Raw genomic sequence first — 20,772 nt, 5'->3', positions numbered from 1 at the left:
TTCACATTTGGTTAGTATATTGCTAATTCATTTGGTAGTAAATTATTTAGTGACGGAACGCTTGACCTATATTCTTCTTCTGCTGAAAGTTTTTTTACATTTTCCAATTGTTCTACACTCTCAACCCCTAATAATTTTTTTATTTCATTAAAGTGCTCTCTTGATTTTAATCTTTGAAGTATAGGTAATATAGGATCTGAAAACTGGAAATAACCATATGTTACAGGATACCAACGTTTACTATATTCTTGCTTCTTTCCTAATAATCGTTGAATATCTTTTATGCAATACAATAAACAGTCGGCCTCTATTAGATTCTCCCATGAGTATCCAGAGGAAATAGATTGTTCCTTGATTAAATCAGCATGTACACTTGTACGGTTTAATTGTAATCTTCTATTTCGAGTGTCTATTAGGCTATGTAAATAAAAATAGAAGAATCCATAACTTCCATCTTGTAATTCATCATAATTATTATATTTTACAAAATATCTATGCTTACAAATTTCATGAAGTTTATCATACATTTTCCTAGAAATTAATATTGTTATAGTGTATAAGAAAAGCTCATGGATAAAATATCGAAAATGTTCAAATTCAATTGGACCAGTCGTACCAAAAGAACCAGAATAAACATTTAGAGTCTCAAAAAAATCGGTAATCATTTTAGTATCAAATACTGTTTGATCACTGCATAATAGCTCCACAAATTTAATGTAGTTCTTTCTTAATGGAATCATTTCATGAATTAGATTATATACCTGCTCATCATACGGTTCGGATAATTCTATTACTCGATATGCTTCTAAATCTTCTAAAAGAGCTCTTTTATAGTCATAGCATAAGGATGCTATTCTTCCAGGTCGGTGAATCATAGCATCCTGCATAGAAGATAAAATTCCATCTACCTTAAAGCTCGTTTTTTTTTCCTCAAATAAATAGCTTGGAGCCGTTCCTAATTTTGGCTTTCTTAATAATGGCTGGTTATACACTAAGCGAAGTAACTCTTCAAATCCTTTTTCAAAATTATGATCCAAATCAATATAGATTAGACCATTCATATGCACAGGAATATAGTCTTTATCTAATTCTTCTCTTTCTAAAATAATAGGAATAAACTTTTCTTGTTTCACCTTATTATATATTTGTGGTCCTATAATTTGTGTTTCTGTACCTACACCTCCAGCATAAGATGCTGCTTTGTCAGTATACAATTTATTACATAGGACTAATACTTTATCAATCGTATGATCTGTTACCATACTTTCCATAAAAGCAAACAGGCTATTACCAGGATTTAAATTCCAAAAATCTGCAACAACATCAATACCATTTTCCATTAGACGCTGTGCAAATTTGATGACTTTCTCTTGGTATTCCTGAGATGTCCAAGCATATGATATGAATATTTTTGGTGGTTTTGAACCAGGGTTTAACTTATTTTCCATATGGGTATCCACTCCTTTAGTTAGTACAATTTATGGGCAATTCTCATCTTGTTATTTTAAATTTTTTAGCTATCAAAAATTACTTAGTAATAGTGGAAATGGCTTTTTTGTAAATTAATTGTTGTTTATTATAAGCCATTACAAGAACAGAGTATGTATCCATTGAAAGTATTTGTCCTCGTATCGGAACACCACTTTTCAAAAATATAGTAACCGTTCTTTTTGTATCTATTATTTCTTTATACAAATCCTCCTGTATCATTCTCATATATTTCCCTACCTCTTTAAATCGTACCATATTTCAGGTATTGATATTATTGGAATAAAGTCATCATTGATTAAAAATTTATAAATTCCCACGAAACATTTAATATGTTGGTATTTAAAAGCCCTCCTAATTGTAGGAGGGCTTTTATCTCTCATATAAGTGAATCTGATTTTATGATTTTTAAAATGAATGTCGTATGTTATACCTCTATAATGCAGACGGATTAGAGCATACTCTGATTTATTTACACTTGATTTTTATACTAGTGCATACAATTAAAATCAAAACATTTCATGAGCATTTTATTATTATTATTGGCTAAGTAGTTTAGACTTTCTTGTCCTATGTTAAAAGGTTTAGACTTTCATGTCCCGTTATTGAAACATGAAAGTACCTACAAAATTTATGATAATGGCTATTTATCAACGATTGTTCATGAGATTTGAGTTTAGACTTTTATGTCTTCCTACAGCAGTTGTTGCACCAGATGGCACAGTTACAAAAAAAGCTACTAAGGTAACTACTAAAGAGGTTCAAAATAAGGATCCTTTATATATCGAACCTAAAGTTAATAAAAAATATATGATGTTTTTGAAAAAGAATCAATTATTTGGAAACTACTACGGATCAATTGAACCATTCGCCATTATCTTTGCTGAAAATAACAAAGCAGATCTTCAGATAAACATAGAAACTATTAATGAAAATAAGATGTCTTCTAAGGCACAACTTGTCGGAAAAACAATTGTATTAAAAAATGAAAGACATGAAACTATTACTGACAATATTAGCGGTAAGAACCTTGATGAATTAAAAGAACAAGTAAAACAATTAATAATTATAACTTATAATGATTTCTCCTAATTCATAAGATGATTAAAATTAATTTATAACAGTTATTACAGATTAAAGAAAGATCAACTGGAACTACCAACTACCCCACTTTCTATGCTGGAATCTTAAATGTTTTTCTTATTTTAGAGTTTCTTCTTTTGTCACAATTTTAATAAATCTCTTCTTAATCCGAATAAGCATACCAAAAGTGAGGAAGATAAAAAATCCTCCAAATATAACAAATACAAATGTAGGGTGGAAATATGTTAATAATACCCCCGAAACAATTGGTCCTACTGCCATTCCCATATATCTAATAAAGTTAAACATTCCCATCGCGCTTCCTCTATTATGTTCAAATTCATTTGCAATCATAGTAGCAAATAAAGGAGTGAGGATACCAATTGATATTCCGTGGAGAATTAAAGCAATTGTTACGCCAATTAAAGTATTCGAGTGTGTCACAGCAAATAATATAGCGCTCAAAGATAAGACTACATTTCCAGTTATAAAAAGTTTAGTTATTGAAATTTTAGATTGAATAGTTTTAAAAGTCATGCTGCCAATTATTAAACTTATTGCCATCGGTAAGTAAAGTAAACCTACTATCTGTAAACTTAATTGGTAATAATCTGTTAATAAAATTGGTAAGTAAACGATGAAAGAAAAATAGAGAAAAAATGCAAAGAAACTTAATATTAATATAGAACTTCCCACTTTACTTTTAAATATAGAAGCATAGTGCGATAGTAAAGTTCTAACATTCAAAGCTTTATTGCTCTCCACCTGATCTTTCGGAAAATATAACCAATTAATAATAAACAGAACTAAAGATACTGCTACAAGTAGCCAAAAAACACCCGGATAGTTATATTTTCCGCCAATAAAACCTCCTAGTACAGGTGCAACAGCAGGCGCAATAGATAACATTGTTTGATATGTACCCATTGCACTTCCTCGTTGTTCTCCTTGAAATATAGAGCCAATTGTAGTTGCCGCAATAAGTGGTATTGCAGCTGTTCCTATAGCCTGTAAAATTCTACAAATTAAAAACACTGTAAAGTTACTTGTAATCGCACAACCAATACTCGCTATAATTGTTAAAATAATACTAGGAATAAGAATAGTCCTAGCCCCTTTAAAATCAATTATAGAACCAAAAACAATTTGCATAATTGCCGTAATAAAAATAAATATTGAAACTGAAAGATTAACCATTGTTATAGAAACATGAAATGAATCTCGAATTATTGGGATTATTGGAGAGTAAATATTTTGGTTTAAAGAAGCGAAAAAAGCACTAATACACAACAAATATAAAAGAAAAGAAGTACTTGATTTAACGCGATTCATGCTATCCCTCCTAAAAGATTATTAATAATTAGCTAACTAATTTAAGGTGAAATAACTTTATTTCCCCAACATTCTTTCGTTTGTATTCTGTAAAAATTTTAATATTGCATTTTGTTCTATTTCGGAAAATGAATCGACAAACTGATAAAATTCATTCTCTTTCTGATCATGGATTTTCTGATGCAATTCACAAAGTGATTGTCCTGCTGGAGTTAGTTCATAATATACCTCCTTCTTATTATCAATCGACTGGAAACGAGTGATTAAATTTTCTCTTATTAATTTGGTATTAATTTTTGTGATATTCGCTTTAGATAAATTCATTTTCCTTGCAATTGTAATATTATTTATTGGTTGGTTTTCACCAATACAGGCTATTACGTGTATACTTGTCATATTTGTCGGTACATGTTCTATTTGTTCCATTTTAGCCTGCTTAAAAAAAGTCTCAACGTCCTTATCTGCCTTTTGTTCATTGAGATGTAATAAATGTAAATAATTATCGTAGATTTTCTGTTTTATGCCCTTATTCATTTATATACTTCTACCCTTCTTTATCTTTTTGTTTACCAGTAAACTATTTTGATTTTATATCTTCACCTAACAATTGTCAATTGCAAAATTAGAATTTATCTTATTACATAAGTATTTTAACTGTATACCCTTTTCATAAACAAACTTAATAAAGTTCTATTATTTTATAAAAGTTATTTTTAATGCATACAAGTCACTTTTTAAAATTCTTGACCGGATTATTGTTTACTGGTAAACTTTCTATATAGTTAACCGGTAAACAATAATTCTAGATAGGGGGAATTTATAATGACAAATATTGTCCATGAACAAACCTTAAAAGCTATTGAAGATTTTGTCATAACAAGAGAAAAGAAAAAATATGCATCTCAAGAAATGATAAAAGAATTAGTTAGTGAATCTGAGAACATAAATAAAAATTGGACTCTGACGCAACTACATATAGTTTCGGTAATTCATGAGAGTAAACAACAAATGAATAACACTCTATTATCTATGGAATTAAATATTTCTAAAGCAACTATTTCTAAAGCTATTCGCGTTCTTATAGATGATAAGATTTTATTGCCGCATAAAAATGCAGATAATAAAAAGGAAATCTTTTATACTTTAACTGATAAAGGAATGCAGTTAGCTATTGTTCATAAGAGGTTACACAAAATTGCACATGAACGTTACAATGAGTTATTCCAACAATTTAATGATTCCGAGTTACAAGTTGTAACTAATTTTTTAGAAGCTTGGAAAAAATGTATTTAATGTTTTGTTATTTCAGCTTAAAAAGTATATATGTTTAACCTTTCCATAAAAATAGAAAAACTAAGGGGCTTTTAGCCCCTTAGCAAAAATCGGATTTTATTAACAATCAAAATAGCAATGATTTTTAAACTAACTTATCAAAAAGAATAGGCATAGAAATAGGTCCACGTGTATAAAGTCCTTTTTCAACATATTGAAAATCTTCTTCCAATTTAATGTTTTTCATATTATCTAAGACTACATTTACAACTATTTCAATTTCTGATTTTGCAAACGCTGCCCCTACGCAATTATGAATACCTGATCCAAATGCAAGATGTCTTGCAGCACCACTAAATGCCTTTTTAATATCAAGATCCGGACGATAAATGTTGAATTCATCAGGTCTTTCAAATGCGTTAGGGTCACGATTCGCCGCACCAATCATACAGAATACAGTAGTTCCTTTTGATAATTGGATACCACTTATTTCCGTGTCTTTTGCTAATTGACGAGGAATCAATTGCACTGGTGGATTATAACGTAAAGTTTCAGCAATAGCCAAGGGTACTAATGAACGATCATTTAATACATCTTGCAATTGTTTCGGTTGGTTAATTAAATTATAGATTAATAAAGCAAGAGTCTTATCACCAGGTTCTGTTGCAGCTAATAGTATATTTAAAATTAATGCTAGAATATCAGTATCAGTCATAGCTATGCCTTCATATTTAGCACTGCATAATTTAGAAATTAAATCTTCCTGCGGGTTTAACCGCCGCTCTTTAATAATCGGTTCTAAATAATTAGCTAACTGTTCACTACACCAGAGAGAATGTTTTCTTGCCTCCGGTGGTTGATTTATACTGGTAATAAATTCAGCTACACCGCTATGCCATTCACCTATCTTCTTATGATCTTTCTTATCTAATCCAATCATATCCATTGTTACATAAACAGCAAATGTTCTGCCAAAATCATTAATTAAATCTATCTTTCCATTTGGAAGGTGTGGAGATAGTAAATCTTCTGCATTCTTTTTAATTAAGGGCATTAATTTTTGTAAAGCATCTCCCATAAAACTTCTTAAAACAATTTTTCTTTTAGCTACATGCTCTTTTCCACGCATTTGTGCTAATACTGGCCCACGCATTACTGGTTCAGCACGTTCAGCTAATGATTTTGTTGTAAATGTATCAGTATCATTTAATATATTACGAACATCTTGATATCTGCTAATAAAATAACTATCAATCTCAGGTTCATAATGCACTGGGTCATTCTGACGTAGGTATGAAAAATACTTATATGGATCTTCTTGAAATTCTTCTGATAATATATTTACCGTTTGCACTGTATTTGACATATTACTTCCCCCTTGTATTGGATACTTAATATTTATTAAGATAAATCTTCCGTTTCTTGAACCATCAAATATCCTTGATTTGGTTTCATCTTGATAGAAAAATCATTTCTAACTATCTGTTCACCAAGTTCCCATGGTTTATGATAAATAAGTACAGTTTCTTGAGTTCCCAAAATTTCAGCTCCTCCAATGAAAAATGGAAGTTCTGCAATGACATATTCTACTGCAATATTTAGCATGTCATTTGAAATTTGATCAATATCTATATTGGTACCCTTTGCCCTACCTAGAATGGCAGCGTGTGACATTTCTAAACAAGCATTTCGAAAATGAGTTTCGTTTACAAAGGTATGTTCCGCTTCTGCTCTCATGCTGTTATATGCATAATTGTCACTAAAATCAGAAAAAGTATGGATAGCATTTACATTACCCCCATGCTCTTTTAGTGCTTTTTCAGCTGATCTTCTATTTCGTGATACTTCTTTTCTAACCTTTCTTTCCGCCTTACCTTTTGGTGTTCCTAAAGCCTCAAGTAAATTTGCAGCTTCTTTTCCAGCTAATAAAACACTGACATCATCAAAAGTATGTAATGCCCATTCAATCAGTCTATTAATATATTCGTCTGAAAATCTACTATTAAACGGACTAATACCTATTAATGCATGGTTACTACGTTTAAATATCTCAGCACAATTAGTAGATAAGGGGTGAGAACTAAACTTTTGAACCTTTCTTACCGCTATAGCATTTGTCATACAATCATCCCTTTAAATAATTTTATCAATATAAACCGTTTTATTGATTTTAAATAACTAATAATATATCAAACTACATACAATAGAGATAGAAAATCTTGATGTTATATAAGATTAATAAAAATGATACTAATCAAAAATCCCGCTTAATGTTCACCGGTGAACAAAACTAATTCTATATCGTCACTGTTGCTTTGTCAATATATGTTATTCGAAAAAAAAGATAAAACGAAAATTTATAATTTTCGTACATAATTATGTAAGAATTTGAAATTTATACTGTATGCTGGGGTATTGCCACATTGCCATCAAGCTAACAAAGAAAAATACCCCAAAATGAAAAAACGGTATTCTTTTTGTAGAAATATACAGAAAGGATACCGTTTTAGCTATGAATTTATTGATTTCTGATGAACTAGGATTGTTTTCTAACGAGTTGCAGCGATATATGTCACCACATGCTTCGGAGTAATTAATTACTGCTTAAGTAGTTTAGAGTTTCTTGTCTCACGTTCAAAAAGTTTAGACTTTCTTGTCCTTTTGCTGAGACAAGAAAGTACCTACAAAACTTGTGATAATGACTATTTATCAACGTTTGTTCATAGGATTTTAGTTTAGACTTTCATGTCTTTCTACAAAAGACATGAAAATGGATACTTTTTAGACACGAAAGTAGATACTTCTTGAATATCTTTCGCTACTAATATAAATTCCAAATGAATTTTCACTTCACATTTAATTAGGTTTTGCTGAAATGCAAAAAAAGAGAGCAAAACTCTCTTTTTCTTTTAATCCTTTTATAATCTGTGAGCTGCTACCATCCTGCACTTGCATTCATAGCAGATCCCATAAAATTAATAAATAACGGCCATAATAACGGCCATAACGTAAGAAGTATATTTAGAAGTATAAGTATACTATATACCCAAGGGAAATTATGATTTTTACTATTTACCAATACTAAAATCACTAATAATATTATGGTTATTAAATATAAAAATAGCATTATAAACCAATACCATGTCATTAAAGTAAGACTCAATGGTCCTAATATCTCGTGTACAACTCCGAATGATATTCCTAATGCTCCAAAACTAAAGGTTGTAATTATTGTTTTTAGAAGCACTTTAGCCAATTTTGAGTCGTACGTTTTTCTACTATATAGACCTATCACAATATACAACGATAGATATGCCATTAATACACCTATCCAAATCAATAGCCAGTCTGCATCTAACATAAAGATGTCAAACAGCGCCCAACACACCCCTACTATTGAAAAAACAAGGGAAATAATTATATATTTTAAAACTGGTTTCATATTCATTTCACGTCCTTTAAAAACTTAAGAATACATTATTAGCTTGTATTCTTCTTTTTCTACCGCTTTACTATAGTCTGTTGTATATTCAATAACAGTAATCTCTTTACTTCTAAGTAGATTCTTTTTCCACGTTTTCGCATCAGTTGACATATGGACAATTACATTGAATCCTAACTTTACACTCATAATTCCAATGCTTAACCCTAAATTTCTGGTCGAACCTACTGCATTTGAATAATTTGAAAAGAATGTTCTAAACCTGTCACTATCTAATACGGAATAATCATCTTATTTAGTTAATAAATGATGTTTCAAAGCTAAATCTTCGACGTGTTTTAATACCTCATATACTCCGCCTCTTGCTTTAATAGATACTGAAATAGGAAGATGACTATCACATTTTAGTAATAATTGTCCTGGTATTTCTTCTTTATATTCTCTTTGCAGATATTGTTTCATGGAATTAATTTCAATAATGTCACTGGCCTCTTGTGTTTCAGGAAAAACTTTTGCATTATTATGGAGCAAATCGTTTTAATCGATCTTCTGCATCTATAACATCAGCTTTAGTTAAAGTACTATTTTGAATGAAATATTCAAAATTCTTATTATTTGGATTAAGCCATATAACTTCCTCGGTTTCGATTAATTTTTGAATCAATGGAAACCTCTTTTTCAACTTCTCTTTTGTTTCTATTGAAATTTCACTTATTCATAAACCCCCTTGAAAATATAATTGACCTATTTCAATTATTTCTCGTCGTATTTACTATTCTTACAACGACATAAACGTTTGAAAATTAATCATAATTTATTATAATTAAGTATATATTAACAACTTGTTAAGTATAAGTAAATAAAATTAATTTTAATTTAATAAAGATGTCTATATAGTGTGACCATCATCACAAATATATAAAATTAGAATTATACAAGGTTTATCAGCAGCTTTTATCCAGCCACAAATTTTATCAATCATTCAAATTATTTTCCCATCAAAAGAAAAGAATCTGGCTTTCGGTCTATATGGTGCTGTCATTGGGAATGTTGATTACTAAATGTTTTTTCGGTGAATCATTAATGTGCTTATTTCAAGTTCAATTAGAAAGTATCCACTTTGGTGTCTCCGTTTAAAAAAATACCCATTTTCTTGTCTCGATATATGGACAAGAAAATGGGTACTAAATGAAATGTATCTGTAGATAATTCAGCATTTTACACTATAAAATATGTTCCTACTTTCATGTCTTTCTACACTTCATAAATGTACAAGGACGTGAAAATGGATACTTTTTAGACAAGAAAGTGGATACTTCTGTTTTTGTTATTGTTTTTGGACAAGAAAACAAGTATTAAACGAATCTTCTTTATTGGTAATTAGATATTTTACGTTATTAATTAGTATCCAGTTTCATTTCCTTCTGCATAAAAACATGTTTTACGATAAAGAAAAAGAATCCATTTTGAAAAAAGATTAATCAAAATAGATTCTCGTGTTAGACATATAAAATTAGTTTTTATACAAGGGTTTAATCTAAGATTCCCAAAAAACTTCTTAAATCAATATTTCATTAAATTTAACGAAGGTTTTTAATTTAAACTTCATTTTAAAGCTATAACTATATTTGTGGCCACCCTTATAGTACTATTCTATTGTAATGCTCCAATCTCCATCTGCTTTTACTCCAAAACTATGCATCCCTGAATCTTTGAAAACGTGAGAAGAAGAACCTTCATAAGAACCAATTTTATTCACTAATAAATTCTGATCATTCACTTTAATAATAAAGTTTCTTGAACCTGTATGCTTTAACTTAACAATATGATTTCCACTTGGGATATTAATGAATACTACATCATCACCATGCCCGTTAATTGTCCCTGGAACCGATTCTGATACAAGTGGTGTTTCTTGCGTTATTGCTACATTCCAATCGCCACTCGATTTCACTTCTAAATAATATTCTCCACTAGCCGGAATCGTAGCTGATACCTTCCCTTTATAACTACCTATTGTATTTACTAACAATCCAACATCTTTGCCACTAGAATCTTTTAAATGTATTATAAAGTTTCTTGAACCTGCATTATTAAAATCAAAAAAAGCCAAACCTGACTTTAGATTAACTTTATTTGTGACAGAATCACCAGATCCTTCTAATTTCTGTTTATTATTTTCGTATGATTCTTTTAGCTTTCTATCAGCTTCTTCTTTTGCAACTCTTTTTTCTTCGTTCATTCTATTTTCTTCATCTTTAATGAAATTTCCTAAAGAAGCTTCGTCAGTTAACGTTTCAACTTTAATAACCTCTTTTGCATTTAATACCACTACTACAATTTGCCCATCTTTAGTATCAAATGTGTATAATCCAGCTGGATCGTAATTGTTATAGTTTCGAACTTTTAACTTACTGTCTTCTTTTTTTTCTTCAAATTCCTTTATACTCATACCGATAGTAAACAATGATTTAATTTCTTCCGTGCTATACTGTTTGTGAGTAGGTTCTCTAGATTCTTCTTTTGCATCTACTTTCCCCACATCTACAGCAGGTTTCTTTTGACTTGTAACATTTCCATCGCTACTTTCAACACTTGTACTATATGGAATTACATTGTCTAGTATGGTATATGTGGTAAATGCAATAAGAACCACAATGAAAGTTTTTAATTTTCCGGATTGTTTTTTTACAAATTGTAAAATTAGTTTTACTGTAGCGCATGCTCCAATAATAAACGTTATTGCGGCAAATCCACCTCTTACTCCAACAGAAAATCCAGATATGATTAAAGCAAGACCGAATGATATACCAGCAATTTTCAGCCATATGATAGCTGGTTTTTTTCTTATTTTCTGTATTAGTGAGTATACTAATAAACTGATTGAAGCAAACATTAAAATTGTTATCAAAATGTCCATACTATTAAGTTCTCTCCCTACAATAATTAACTTAGTAAATATTAATACTCCAGTTATTATAATAACCTTATATGTTGTAATAAGGAAGTGGTGATATTTTTTTATGAAATACAAATAGGAATTCTATTTAGATAACTATATTTTTAACAATAAAAGAAATAACTGTACAAGAACATGAAAATGGATACTTTTTAGACAAGAAAGTAGATCCTTCATGAATATCTTTTGTTACTTATGTAAAATTAAATTTTAGTTTAACTTCACATTTAATTAGGTTTTACTGAGAACTAAAAAAGAGAGCAAGGCTCTCTTTTTTATACTATTTACTATTTAGTTTTGTTTCAAATTCAGTTAAATTAGTTGAAGCGTTACTAAACTTTTGTTCAGAAAGTTGTATACATCCACCTATTTTTTCAATTTAATTAGCATGACCTAGTATTTGTATGATTTTATCAGCTTTGGAGTTTTGAATATGATAGTAAATCTCTAACCCTTTTCTTTCAGCTTTCAGTGCTTTCCCTTTCATTTTGGATAAATGTTGCGATACTGTTGATTGTGGAATATCCAAAATATTAGTTAATTGTGTTACATTTAATTTCTTGCTCTTAGCCAATTCACTAACAATTTGTAGACGTATTGGATGAGCCATAACTTTTAATAGATCAACGTTTTCTTCAGAGACTAAACCTTGTACATTATCATTATTAAATTTGTTCATAATACAACCTCGCATTCAATTTATATTTTATTCGAATTCTTAATGTATATTCCTAATATTATTATATTAAAATTCTTTGTGCGTTTAACTATGAATTAATTATATAATTTCAACTTGTGCTATGTGCGGAGTTAATATGTGTTTGTCGTGAAGTTTTTTAGATGTGTTTAGTAATTAAAAAATCTACAAAGAAATTTTATCTCTTTGTAGATTTGAATTAATGAATTATGCAGTATAAAAATACTAGTGCCATCAATATACCCATTTTTAAAGTAAAGATAAGTGAATCCGATTTTATGATTTTAAAAATGAATGTGTCTGTTATACCCCTATAACGCTGACTGATCAGAGCATGCTCTGACATTATTATTATACTAGTGTATATAATTGAAATCAAAATTATAGTAATAGGTAGATTTCCCCTACTTCCCTTCACTTTTAATACCTTTAATATCATAAAAATAATATCTAAAAATATATAGTTTTACAGTTTTAATTATTATATACTTATACAAGTAATTTAGCCCTTTTTAAGAGTTAAAATTACGTTATATATAAGGAGTGGTTTGAATGAAGAACAAATTTACACGTATGATCATGTTAATGGTGGTAATGGCCTTATCAGTTACAGCACTTGCGGCATGTGGAGATAATCGTGATCCTGAAGAAGTTGCTACAGCGTATTTCGAAGATGCAAAAGAAGGAAATGTAAAAAGTTTTGGAGAGTTATTCACTCCTGAAGCGAAGAAAATCGTTGCTTTTGTGGGCGGAAATGCAGAACTAATCAAATCCGTTAGCAAGGATCTTAAAAGCTATAAAATTCGAAAAATCGAAGAGAAAAATGAAATTGCTACAGTAACTGTTGATGCTGTATATAAAGGTAATCCTAAAAAAGTAATCGTAATTGAACTAGAGAAAACGGATGATGGTTGGAAAATTAGTAAATCATAAAAAAACGGTCTAGAATTCTAGGTCGTTTTTTAGTTTCCTCAATCTTCTTCTTCGAAATCACGTAGACTAGCAAGTAATTCTGTAAGTGTTGAGCAAACAGGATATATTGCTTCCTCTATGTCTTCTTCCTCATGATCCCAGAATACGATTGTTGGTGAATCAGTGTTGTTTCGATAATCAAAGCATAGAAGATTGCCGAATGGATCTCTAGCAAAAGGATATATTTTATCAGGTAATCTATCTTTCGTATTATTATATGTTTCTAGAAATGAATTTTTTCTATCAGAATCTAAGGTTAAAAGATTATTATGTGAATTTTCATCTTGATTTGGAATATTAAATGTATCTGGCGTTGGATATCCACCATCATATTCTTGTACACACTCAAGAAAATCATTAGGAAATTTAATATTTAAGTATTGTTCTAATTGTTTAATTTGGTCATCTGTTACTCTTTTTTCATTTACATTAATCCATGTAATGTGACTCATGGCTAAGTACCTCACTATTTATCGCTATCTTTTCCCCGAATTTTATATCCACCTGTATGACCAGTATCATGATGAGTCTGATAATCTACAAATTGCATCCTTCCAGTGTCTTGATGATGATGCCATGTATAATGCTCTGGAGTTTTTCCTATTTTAAATAATTGAATTTCTTCATCCGTAAATTTTAAAGCCAATTCAGTCTTTTCATAATCTATTAGTTTAGGATTTTGAAAAGACTTTAGTTTACTATAACCTAAATATGTATACTATATTTCTTGTTTTTTCATAATTTATTATAGTTTGATATGCTGTTTTTTATTATGTAAATTTCAAATAAAGCTTGTATGCTTTTTGATGTATTCCGCGATATATGTCTGCCCGAACTCTCTAGAATTCTCATAGGCCTACCAAGTTCCAAATGAAGTCTTTGTATTTATAATCCTGGGATCCTTACCTCTCATTTCTTTCTTTACACTTTTTTCAACTTAAATAAAACGCTCTTAAAATTATCTGTTATCTTTCCCTCTATTTTCTATATTATATATATAAACCCTTTTTTGTAATTACAATGAATTTTTTACGGAACGGACCCAAAAAATCGACCTCTCAAATTCATCTGTAAACAACATTGTCATCTTAGGTAATGTATTTAGACCTGATAGTTAAAAAGTCTCTTAAAAATAAAAATAGACCACTTAGAACGTTTTTGTGTTTTTTAGAGGTCTATTCTCACTAGAATTTCTATTCTTCTATGTCTTCTTTTACTTCTGCGGATAAAATGTCTTCAGCAAACTTCTTGTAGCCATTATATCCTTTCTTTGCAGCCTTTTTTTTTATTGCTTCTACTACCTTTTCATCAAGATATAGACTTAAATGCTGCTTTTTTTCTTTCGACTCCTCTTTTGTTCTATTTTCAATTCTTTCTTTGAAAATTTCCAGATCATTTTTTAAGTACAATCGTTCAGTAGATTTCCCTTTAGCAATCTCTTTAAAGGGCAATATCCCATCTTTAGCTGCATTATGAACGTAAGTCTTAGATTTATTTAGAAATTCAGCCGCTTCTTTTAATGTTAAAGAGTCTTTGTATAATTCCTCTAACCTTTTTACATCTTCTTGCTCAAAACGATATCCACCATCTGCTTTCCAGGTATCCAGATTGATAGGTTCGATGTGTTTATACTTAATTAAATAGCCTAATTGATTTTTTGTTAAACCTACCCTATCGCATACCTCTTCTAAAGATAAATAGTCCATTTCTCACCTCATCCGAAACTTTCATTCTAGCTGTTGTTTAAATTTTCTTAGTTGATACTTTGTTAAACCTGTTTCTTTTACTACATCTGTGATTGAGTACTCCTTATACTGCAGATACTTAAATGGATTTTCCATATAACGTTCTCGTACCTTATTAAATGTACTCTTTTTCGATAAAGAATTCAATTTCTCTCCTTTCTCTCGGATGGAATCGAAAATGGGACAACCTTTGCAATGTTTATAGTTTCTTTGTTTTGCCTGTTCTTGCTCATCTGTACAATTCACTGATAGGTTGTTCAGAGGGCAAATTGAACAATGGGTATCTTCTAAATTATAGATTTCATGTAAAATTTTCCGACGAAGATTAGTCAAAAAAATCTCCTCCTACCGCACTTGGATTGAAATGTACAAAAAAATAAATTAAACATTTCCATTATAAATCAACTAAACAGAAACGTTAAATATTAAGGTAAAAATATATATTTAAACATTTCATTTTATACCACAATAAATAATGCATTTATTGTGGTATAATTAGAATCATAAAAATTTATATAAAAAATATTTGTTTAATATTTCATTCTACTAAAGGTTGTGTTTAAATTTGAATATTATAAATTACGAACATAGTAACCAACTTGTAAAATTAAAATCAGATTTTTTTGATAGCAGTCATTTTGAAAAAATTATGCGTATGGGCATCAGAAATATTGACTATTCTAAATTAAGTGAAGAATCATTGGTTTATTTATTTCTACACGATGAACCTTCTTTAACGAAAAAAAGAAGTGAACGAACAAAAAAGATTTATCTGCATGATCTGTCTCATTTTCTTCGCTACATAAAAGAAACAATCGGAACCATTCACGATTTATCCCATAATGAGATGGAAATCTACTTCTATCAACTAAGTAAGAAGTATGCTGCCACTACATTACGTCGAAAGAAAACGGTAGTCCAGCAGTTTCTAAAATACGTTTATGATAACAATGGTCTCTCAGATGACTATAGTAGTCGTCTCAAAAAAGTATCTGTAAAAAAAGAAGAGCTGGTCAATCGTGACCTCTTTCCTGAAGAAGTAAATGAAATACTAGATGCACTGAAGAAAACAAATTTCTTTATGTATACATTGTTTTTCCTTCTTACGACTACTGGACTCCGGATTGAGGAAGTTGCAAACGCAAAATGGGCAGATCTTGTATTCCATTCCTCATTAAATGCTTATCTCTTGCGTGTAGTTGGGAAAGGAAATAAAGCCAGGGAAGTTCGTATTTTTGAAGATGTACTCGACGATATCTGTCGCCTTCGTCAATTGCGTAAACAAACAAGTGAATTGGACGCCTCTAGTACATCTGCTTTTCTACCTAAAGCCGATGGCTCTTACTATAGAGCCGACTACTTATCAAAATATGTAGCAGAAAAGATTGAAGAAACAAACTTACCATTTTTACGTTACCGAAAGGATAGAATTACCCCCCATACCTGCAGACATTTCTTTGCGAATCATTTGATGGGAAAAGGTGTCGAACTTAAGAAAATACGTGACTATTTAGGACACGAATCTATTATGACGACGGAACGCTATTTAAGGGAACGTACAAGACGTCAAAACTTGGCCACAATAGATATAGGAAATTCATTGTTTTAGTAAACATATATAATAGGAAGATTCTCGATTTGATGTATCGATTTCTTCCTATTTTTTCGCGTATAGAATTATAAATGGCTTTCTATTATCACAACATCAAGACTAACTATTACAAATAAAAATAATTTATGACTTATTATAAGTCATAAGGATGCAATTTAACTTTTCTGTTTTACACTAACGTTATAAATCAGAAAGGAAATGTGATGATATGTCTCAACTAAGTAAGCGACTTGCTGAGTTGCGAAAAAAACAGGGATATACTCAATTCGATGTAGCATATCGCCTGAATATCGCACGTAATACATATGCCAATTGGGAATATGGAAAAACTGACCCAGACGCAGATTCAATCATGAGTATTGCAGACTTATACAATCTATCCATTGATGAATTGTTTGGACGAAACGCACCTCTAGAAAGTAAATTAGAATCAATTAAAGTAGCAGCGTCAGATCTATCCCCTCAAAAACATCAGGAAGTTTTAGATGTTCTTATTGATTATACTAATTTCATAAAAAAACATTTCACTAAATGAATTTAAGGTTTTCATATAGAACCTTTTATATGACTTGTGAACTTTTATTGTATTCAAATTTATATATAACGAAAATGTGATTCATTATGTTAGAATGATTGTGATACGAAAGATTGCTGATATATTTGTTATTGTGAAAGTAATGTTAGTAAAGTAATGGTGATTCAAGTTGAAGAAAAAAGACATCTTATCGTTAAAGATGTCTTTTTTCTTTTTGTGGATGAATATATATAATTAGGTTAAATAAAATTTTTAATGTAATTAGCTATGTCACTAGAAAGCAATGCCATAAATGTAACAATTATATACATAGGTAATAAAATTTTTTGCTTTTTTTCTCTCATCTGCTTGTTCTTTATGAAGAGTGATATTGTAAAGAGATATAAATATAGTTCCGATAAAGACAAATACCAGAATTATTTTCTGAAGTAAGAAAGATTGTTCTTCAGCCATTTGTATGAGAGTTCCAACGTCAGCTTTTAATATTATGTTCAACACAACCATTAAATATAGAACTATTAATGTTAATTGAAGAAAATTTCTTTTTCGCATTTTCTTGTTTCGCTTCATAGTGTTCCCCTCTTTTAAATAAACCATATTAAATTGTGTCGTGAAACACTTTTAATATGGTTTATTTTGATAACATAGTTTAATAATGGTTTAATGCTAAGTAAAATGATCTTACTTCACTAAGTGTTGCTGAATCTCCTTAATTAAAAGTGCAGCCCCTTCAGGACTAAGAACAATTTGTCCATTACCTAATGAAATATTTTTTTCTGAAATATCACCAGTTATTGTACAAGCATCATATGACTTGTATTTTTGTAATATTATCATCTCACCGTCAACAAATATTTCTATAGGATCTTTTTCTGCAATTCCTAATGTTCTTCTTAACTCTTTGGGAAGAACAATACGCCCTAATTCATCTATTTTACGTGTCACACCTGTTGATTTCATATTATACCACCCTTTTATTTATTTTTTAAATGATCCAATTCTTTTAATAAATTTTCATGTTAGCTATAAATCATATATGAACAGATGGACTAAATGATGTATGCTTAGTATCATTTGCGTTTAATACTACAATTTTATCTACAAGATTAATAACTTTATCCAACGAAATATTTTTTTCATAACATTTATAGCCTAGTTCCAAAGTTAAAACCGTAGCCTCACTTAACAGATATTGTTTTTGAATTTTATCAATTTCTTTCCCTGTTTTACGAAGATTTATATACGGTTCTATCGACATATTTTTATTCTCCTCTCACTACAATTATATATCTAAATTGCTATTATCATCTTTTATTTCGTTTTCTCTTTCTTTAGCTTCTAACATAAATTTAGCGTAAATCATTATCTTTTCTAGTTCATCTTTCGTCGCGTTATAATCTGTGATATAACGTTCTTTTCTTCCTGGACTCATATATTTATTTTTTTTCATTTCGTTTATTGTTTCTATATTTAAGATTTTTTCTTTTCCTTTTAGCTCATGTATGAGTTTTAAATTTATAGCTAGACCGATGCTCCATAGGGGTAAACCGATAATGAAAGAAAGTAATAGATATACTGAGAGAGAATTATTAATGAACATGAAATAGAGAAAATAAATAATTGAGATTACCCACAAAAATGGATTGTAGTATTTTTGTATATTTTTATATTTTTGTATTTTTGTATTTTTGTATTTTTATTTCGTGTTGCTTTTTTCTCATTTCAAGAGTCTCTAACATGTATAATCTCCTTTTAAATAGTTTACAAAGGTCCATTTGCTAAATGCTCGTTTTTCATACGTTACCTTACTATGCTAGTACGCCACAATTTCGCCTAACAACGTATTAAATTTATTTATGGCCTAATCACTTTAACAATAGCAAACACCAGAAATCATTATAATAAACTTAAAACTATTACATGCAACGAGCCCCTTGTATACTGACTAAATATTTCAGTGAATTTGTTATAAGTGACTTCGAATTTATTCTTAAAAATAAGTAAAATTACAGAACTAATTAAACATATAATTGCGCCGGTTAATCTTATGATGTCGGGAGTATAAAGCTGGTTAGTTTTTAACCATAAGATAATACTCATCACTATGACAGTTGTAGAAAAGATGAAGATAGATATGATAAGAGATAAAATTCCGATAGTCACAGCATCTTCATTTTATAGTAATAGTTCTAATACATCAATATTAAAAACTTTATATATAAATTTATAGAAATATATTAAGGCTATTATATAACTATGAATAAGTTAAAGGGTGTTCAATATGACTAAAAAGAAACATTTTGAACTACCTCCACATTCACTTCGTTTAGAAATGGGGGATTCCTAAGTAAAGAGTTCTATCGAACTCTAATTTATTAGGCTATCTCCGCAGTCCTTGCGGTTAGAAGCCTTATCGCTTCATTCTTTAAATTAATACTTGCGTTAATATCCCTATCATGATGTGTACAACAAGAAGGGCAGTCCCATTTACGTAGATTCAGATTTTTAACGTCTTTGTTTTGGTATCCACAACAAGAACATAATTGGCTAGAAGCAAATGTTTTCGATACAACTATGACTTGTTTGCCGTACCATTTTGCTTTATATTCCAACATGGTTCGAAACTGTGACCAGGATACCTCACTAATTGCTTTTGCTAACTTATGATTCTTTAACATATTAGATACTTGCAAATCCTCTATACCGATAACATCGTGGTTTTTGATGATTTCAGTTGAGATTTTGTTCAAGTAATCTTTTTTAGCATTTGCCATGTATTCATGAATTCTAGCTACCTTTACTCGCTGTTTATTCCAGCGAGAAGATCCTTTCATTCTTCTAGAAAGAACACGCTGTGCTTTTGCCAACTTCTCTTCTAGTGACCGAAAAAACTTCGGATTTTTATAGATTGTTCCATCTGACAAAATGGCAAAATCTTTTAATCCCACATCCATTCCAATGTAAGACTTTGTTTTCGAAAGTTCTTGCACTTCTATTTCAACTAACAATGACACAAAGTATCTGCCAGAAGGGTTTCTTCTAACTGTAGCATTTAAAATACGTCCCTTTACTTCGCGACTTTTGGCAAATCGAACAAGACCTAGTTTCGGTAACTTTATTTTTTTTCCTACAACAGCAATGTTTTCATTTGTTTGTTTTGTGGTGTAAAATTGTACGTTGTTCTTCTTAGATTTAAAACGTGGGGCGCTGTTTTGTCTTTTGAAAAAGCGTGTATAAGCATCCGCAAGGTTACGAACAGACGACTGAATCGCAATACTATCCACTTCTTTTAGCCAAACAAACTCTTTCTTCATGGCAGGAATTTTGGCAGAGCATGTACCATATGTCAAACCTTTTCCCGTTTCTTTGTATGCGTGATCCCATAGAGATAGGAAATGATTGAATACAAAGCGAGAACAACCAATCGTTTTGTTGATTAGAATTGCTTGTGCTTGATTTGGATAGATACGAAACTTATATGCTTTATTAATCATCATTTGTTTCACCTCCATTTTGATATATCTATTATATACCAAGCGTATATTCGTCATATAATGAAATGATCATGACAAATTGTCAATTAACACTTTACTACCTATCGAACAATTAAGATGGCTTCCTGCCATCCCTTGTCC

General features: G+C 30.0%; 21 protein-coding genes and 3 pseudogenes. 5 read left to right on the top strand and 19 right to left on the bottom strand.

The window, feature by feature from the left end:
- Nucleotides 1–11: 11 nt before the first annotated feature.
- The gene (locus tag JFU20_RS00125; protein WP_078205088.1) at nucleotides 12–1,448 is read right to left on the bottom strand and encodes a toll/interleukin-1 receptor domain-containing protein; all 1,437 of its coding nucleotides are present in this window, start codon (nucleotides 1,446–1,448) and stop codon (nucleotides 12–14) included.
- 79 nt (nucleotides 1,449–1,527) lie between these two features.
- Nucleotides 1,528–1,716, bottom strand: a complete 189-nt coding sequence (hfq, locus tag JFU20_RS00120) for an RNA chaperone Hfq (protein ID WP_078205087.1) — start codon at nucleotides 1,714–1,716, stop codon at nucleotides 1,528–1,530.
- A gap of 471 nt (nucleotides 1,717–2,187) precedes the next feature.
- Between hfq and JFU20_RS00115 the strand changes: the two are divergent.
- Nucleotides 2,188–2,580 (top strand): annotated as a pseudogene (locus JFU20_RS00115) (cardiolipin synthase); the annotation flags it as partial.
- A 108-nt stretch (nucleotides 2,581–2,688) separates the two neighbouring features.
- Here the strand turns inward: JFU20_RS00115 and JFU20_RS00110 are convergent.
- Nucleotides 2,689–3,903 (bottom strand): MFS transporter, encoded by a 1,215-nt coding sequence (locus tag JFU20_RS00110; RefSeq protein WP_078205086.1) that lies wholly within the window; start codon nucleotides 3,901–3,903, stop codon nucleotides 2,689–2,691.
- Between the two features lie 57 nt (nucleotides 3,904–3,960).
- A complete protein-coding gene (locus JFU20_RS00105; RefSeq protein WP_046956890.1) occupies nucleotides 3,961–4,437 on the bottom strand; it encodes a MarR family transcriptional regulator in 477 nt (158 codons plus the stop codon).
- Between the two features lie 288 nt (nucleotides 4,438–4,725).
- Here JFU20_RS00105 and JFU20_RS00100 point away from each other — a divergent pair, with 288 nt between their 5' ends.
- A complete protein-coding gene (locus tag JFU20_RS00100) occupies nucleotides 4,726–5,196 on the top strand; it encodes a MarR family transcriptional regulator (protein ID WP_078205085.1) in 471 nt (156 codons plus the stop codon).
- Between the two features lie 124 nt (nucleotides 5,197–5,320).
- Here JFU20_RS00100 and cypX read toward each other — a convergent pair whose 3' ends face one another.
- The 6 genes and pseudogenes from cypX to JFU20_RS00065 form a co-directional block, all read right to left on the bottom strand.
- Entirely contained in the window at nucleotides 5,321–6,541 is a 1,221-nt protein-coding gene (gene cypX, locus JFU20_RS00095) for a pulcherriminic acid synthase (RefSeq protein WP_078205084.1), read from the bottom strand.
- 35 nt (nucleotides 6,542–6,576) lie between these two features.
- Nucleotides 6,577–7,296: a tRNA-dependent cyclodipeptide synthase gene (locus tag JFU20_RS00090; protein WP_078205083.1), complete on the bottom strand. Its 720-nt coding sequence runs from the start codon at nucleotides 7,294–7,296 to the stop codon at nucleotides 6,577–6,579.
- Between the two features lie 814 nt (nucleotides 7,297–8,110).
- Complete coding sequence (locus JFU20_RS00085; RefSeq protein ID WP_078205082.1) at nucleotides 8,111–8,617, bottom strand: DUF3902 family protein; 507 nt, start codon at nucleotides 8,615–8,617, stop codon at nucleotides 8,111–8,113.
- 54 nt (nucleotides 8,618–8,671) lie between these two features.
- Nucleotides 8,672–9,317: pseudogene (locus JFU20_RS29890) on the bottom strand (D-serine ammonia-lyase); the annotation flags it as partial.
- A 948-nt stretch (nucleotides 9,318–10,265) separates the two neighbouring features.
- On the bottom strand, nucleotides 10,266–11,537 hold the full coding sequence (locus JFU20_RS00070) for an O-antigen ligase family protein (protein WP_176126983.1): 1,272 nt from the start codon (nucleotides 11,535–11,537) through the stop codon (nucleotides 10,266–10,268).
- Between the two features lie 418 nt (nucleotides 11,538–11,955).
- Nucleotides 11,956–12,255 (bottom strand): ArsR/SmtB family transcription factor, encoded by a 300-nt coding sequence (locus JFU20_RS00065; RefSeq protein WP_033728925.1) that lies wholly within the window; start codon nucleotides 12,253–12,255, stop codon nucleotides 11,956–11,958.
- 570 nt (nucleotides 12,256–12,825) lie between these two features.
- Here JFU20_RS00065 and JFU20_RS00060 point away from each other — a divergent pair.
- Nucleotides 12,826–13,206: a nuclear transport factor 2 family protein gene (locus JFU20_RS00060; protein WP_078205081.1), complete on the top strand. Its 381-nt coding sequence runs from the start codon at nucleotides 12,826–12,828 to the stop codon at nucleotides 13,204–13,206.
- A 38-nt stretch (nucleotides 13,207–13,244) separates the two neighbouring features.
- Here the strand turns inward: JFU20_RS00060 and JFU20_RS00055 are convergent, their stop codons facing one another.
- From JFU20_RS00055 to JFU20_RS00040, 4 genes and pseudogenes are all read right to left on the bottom strand, one after another.
- The gene (locus tag JFU20_RS00055; protein WP_078205080.1) at nucleotides 13,245–13,697 is read right to left on the bottom strand and encodes an SMI1/KNR4 family protein; all 453 of its coding nucleotides are present in this window, start codon (nucleotides 13,695–13,697) and stop codon (nucleotides 13,245–13,247) included.
- 14 nt (nucleotides 13,698–13,711) lie between these two features.
- Nucleotides 13,712–13,903, bottom strand: a pseudogene (locus tag JFU20_RS00050) (HNH endonuclease); the annotation flags it as partial.
- Nucleotides 13,904–14,438: 535 nt separating this feature from the next.
- Complete coding sequence (locus tag JFU20_RS00045) at nucleotides 14,439–14,951, bottom strand: helix-turn-helix domain-containing protein (RefSeq protein WP_078205078.1); 513 nt, start codon at nucleotides 14,949–14,951, stop codon at nucleotides 14,439–14,441.
- Nucleotides 14,952–14,972: 21 nt separating this feature from the next.
- On the bottom strand, nucleotides 14,973–15,323 hold the full coding sequence (locus JFU20_RS00040; protein WP_033707514.1) for a zinc-finger domain-containing protein: 351 nt from the start codon (nucleotides 15,321–15,323) through the stop codon (nucleotides 14,973–14,975).
- A 232-nt stretch (nucleotides 15,324–15,555) separates the two neighbouring features.
- Between JFU20_RS00040 and JFU20_RS00035 the strand changes: the two genes are divergently transcribed.
- Together JFU20_RS00035 and JFU20_RS00030 are read left to right on the top strand one after the other, a co-directional pair.
- Nucleotides 15,556–16,599 carry a tyrosine-type recombinase/integrase gene (locus JFU20_RS00035; RefSeq protein ID WP_078205077.1) on the top strand — a complete coding sequence of 348 codons (1,044 nt, stop codon included), beginning with the start codon at nucleotides 15,556–15,558 and terminating at the stop codon, nucleotides 16,597–16,599.
- A gap of 211 nt (nucleotides 16,600–16,810) precedes the next feature.
- Nucleotides 16,811–17,137, top strand: coding sequence for a helix-turn-helix domain-containing protein (locus JFU20_RS00030; protein ID WP_078205076.1), 327 nt, complete (start codon nucleotides 16,811–16,813; stop codon nucleotides 17,135–17,137).
- Nucleotides 17,138–17,410: 273 nt separating this feature from the next.
- Here the strand turns inward: JFU20_RS00030 and JFU20_RS29885 are convergent, their stop codons facing one another.
- The 5 genes from JFU20_RS29885 to tnpB form a co-directional block, all read right to left on the bottom strand.
- Entirely contained in the window at nucleotides 17,411–17,707 is a 297-nt protein-coding gene (locus JFU20_RS29885; protein WP_242488114.1) for a hypothetical protein, read from the bottom strand.
- A gap of 111 nt (nucleotides 17,708–17,818) precedes the next feature.
- On the bottom strand, nucleotides 17,819–18,097 hold the full coding sequence (locus JFU20_RS00020; RefSeq protein WP_078205075.1) for an AbrB/MazE/SpoVT family DNA-binding domain-containing protein: 279 nt from the start codon (nucleotides 18,095–18,097) through the stop codon (nucleotides 17,819–17,821).
- A gap of 70 nt (nucleotides 18,098–18,167) precedes the next feature.
- Nucleotides 18,168–18,395: a hypothetical protein gene (locus JFU20_RS00015; protein WP_078205074.1), complete on the bottom strand. Its 228-nt coding sequence runs from the start codon at nucleotides 18,393–18,395 to the stop codon at nucleotides 18,168–18,170.
- 24 nt (nucleotides 18,396–18,419) lie between these two features.
- Nucleotides 18,420–18,587 (bottom strand): ArsR family transcriptional regulator, encoded by a 168-nt coding sequence (locus JFU20_RS30630; RefSeq protein ID WP_242488113.1) that lies wholly within the window; start codon nucleotides 18,585–18,587, stop codon nucleotides 18,420–18,422.
- 925 nt (nucleotides 18,588–19,512) lie between these two features.
- Entirely contained in the window at nucleotides 19,513–20,634 is a 1,122-nt protein-coding gene (gene tnpB / locus JFU20_RS00005; RefSeq protein WP_078205072.1) for an IS200/IS605 family element RNA-guided endonuclease TnpB, read from the bottom strand.
- Nucleotides 20,635–20,772 lie beyond the last annotated feature (138 nt).

The sequence above is a fragment of the Bacillus sp. TH30 genome, assembly GCF_016650875.1.
Lineage (GTDB): Bacteria > Bacillota > Bacilli > Bacillales > Bacillaceae_G > Bacillus_A > Bacillus_A mycoides.
Note: the sequence above shows the minus strand (reverse complement) of the source record. Positions and strands in the feature narration are given on the sequence as shown.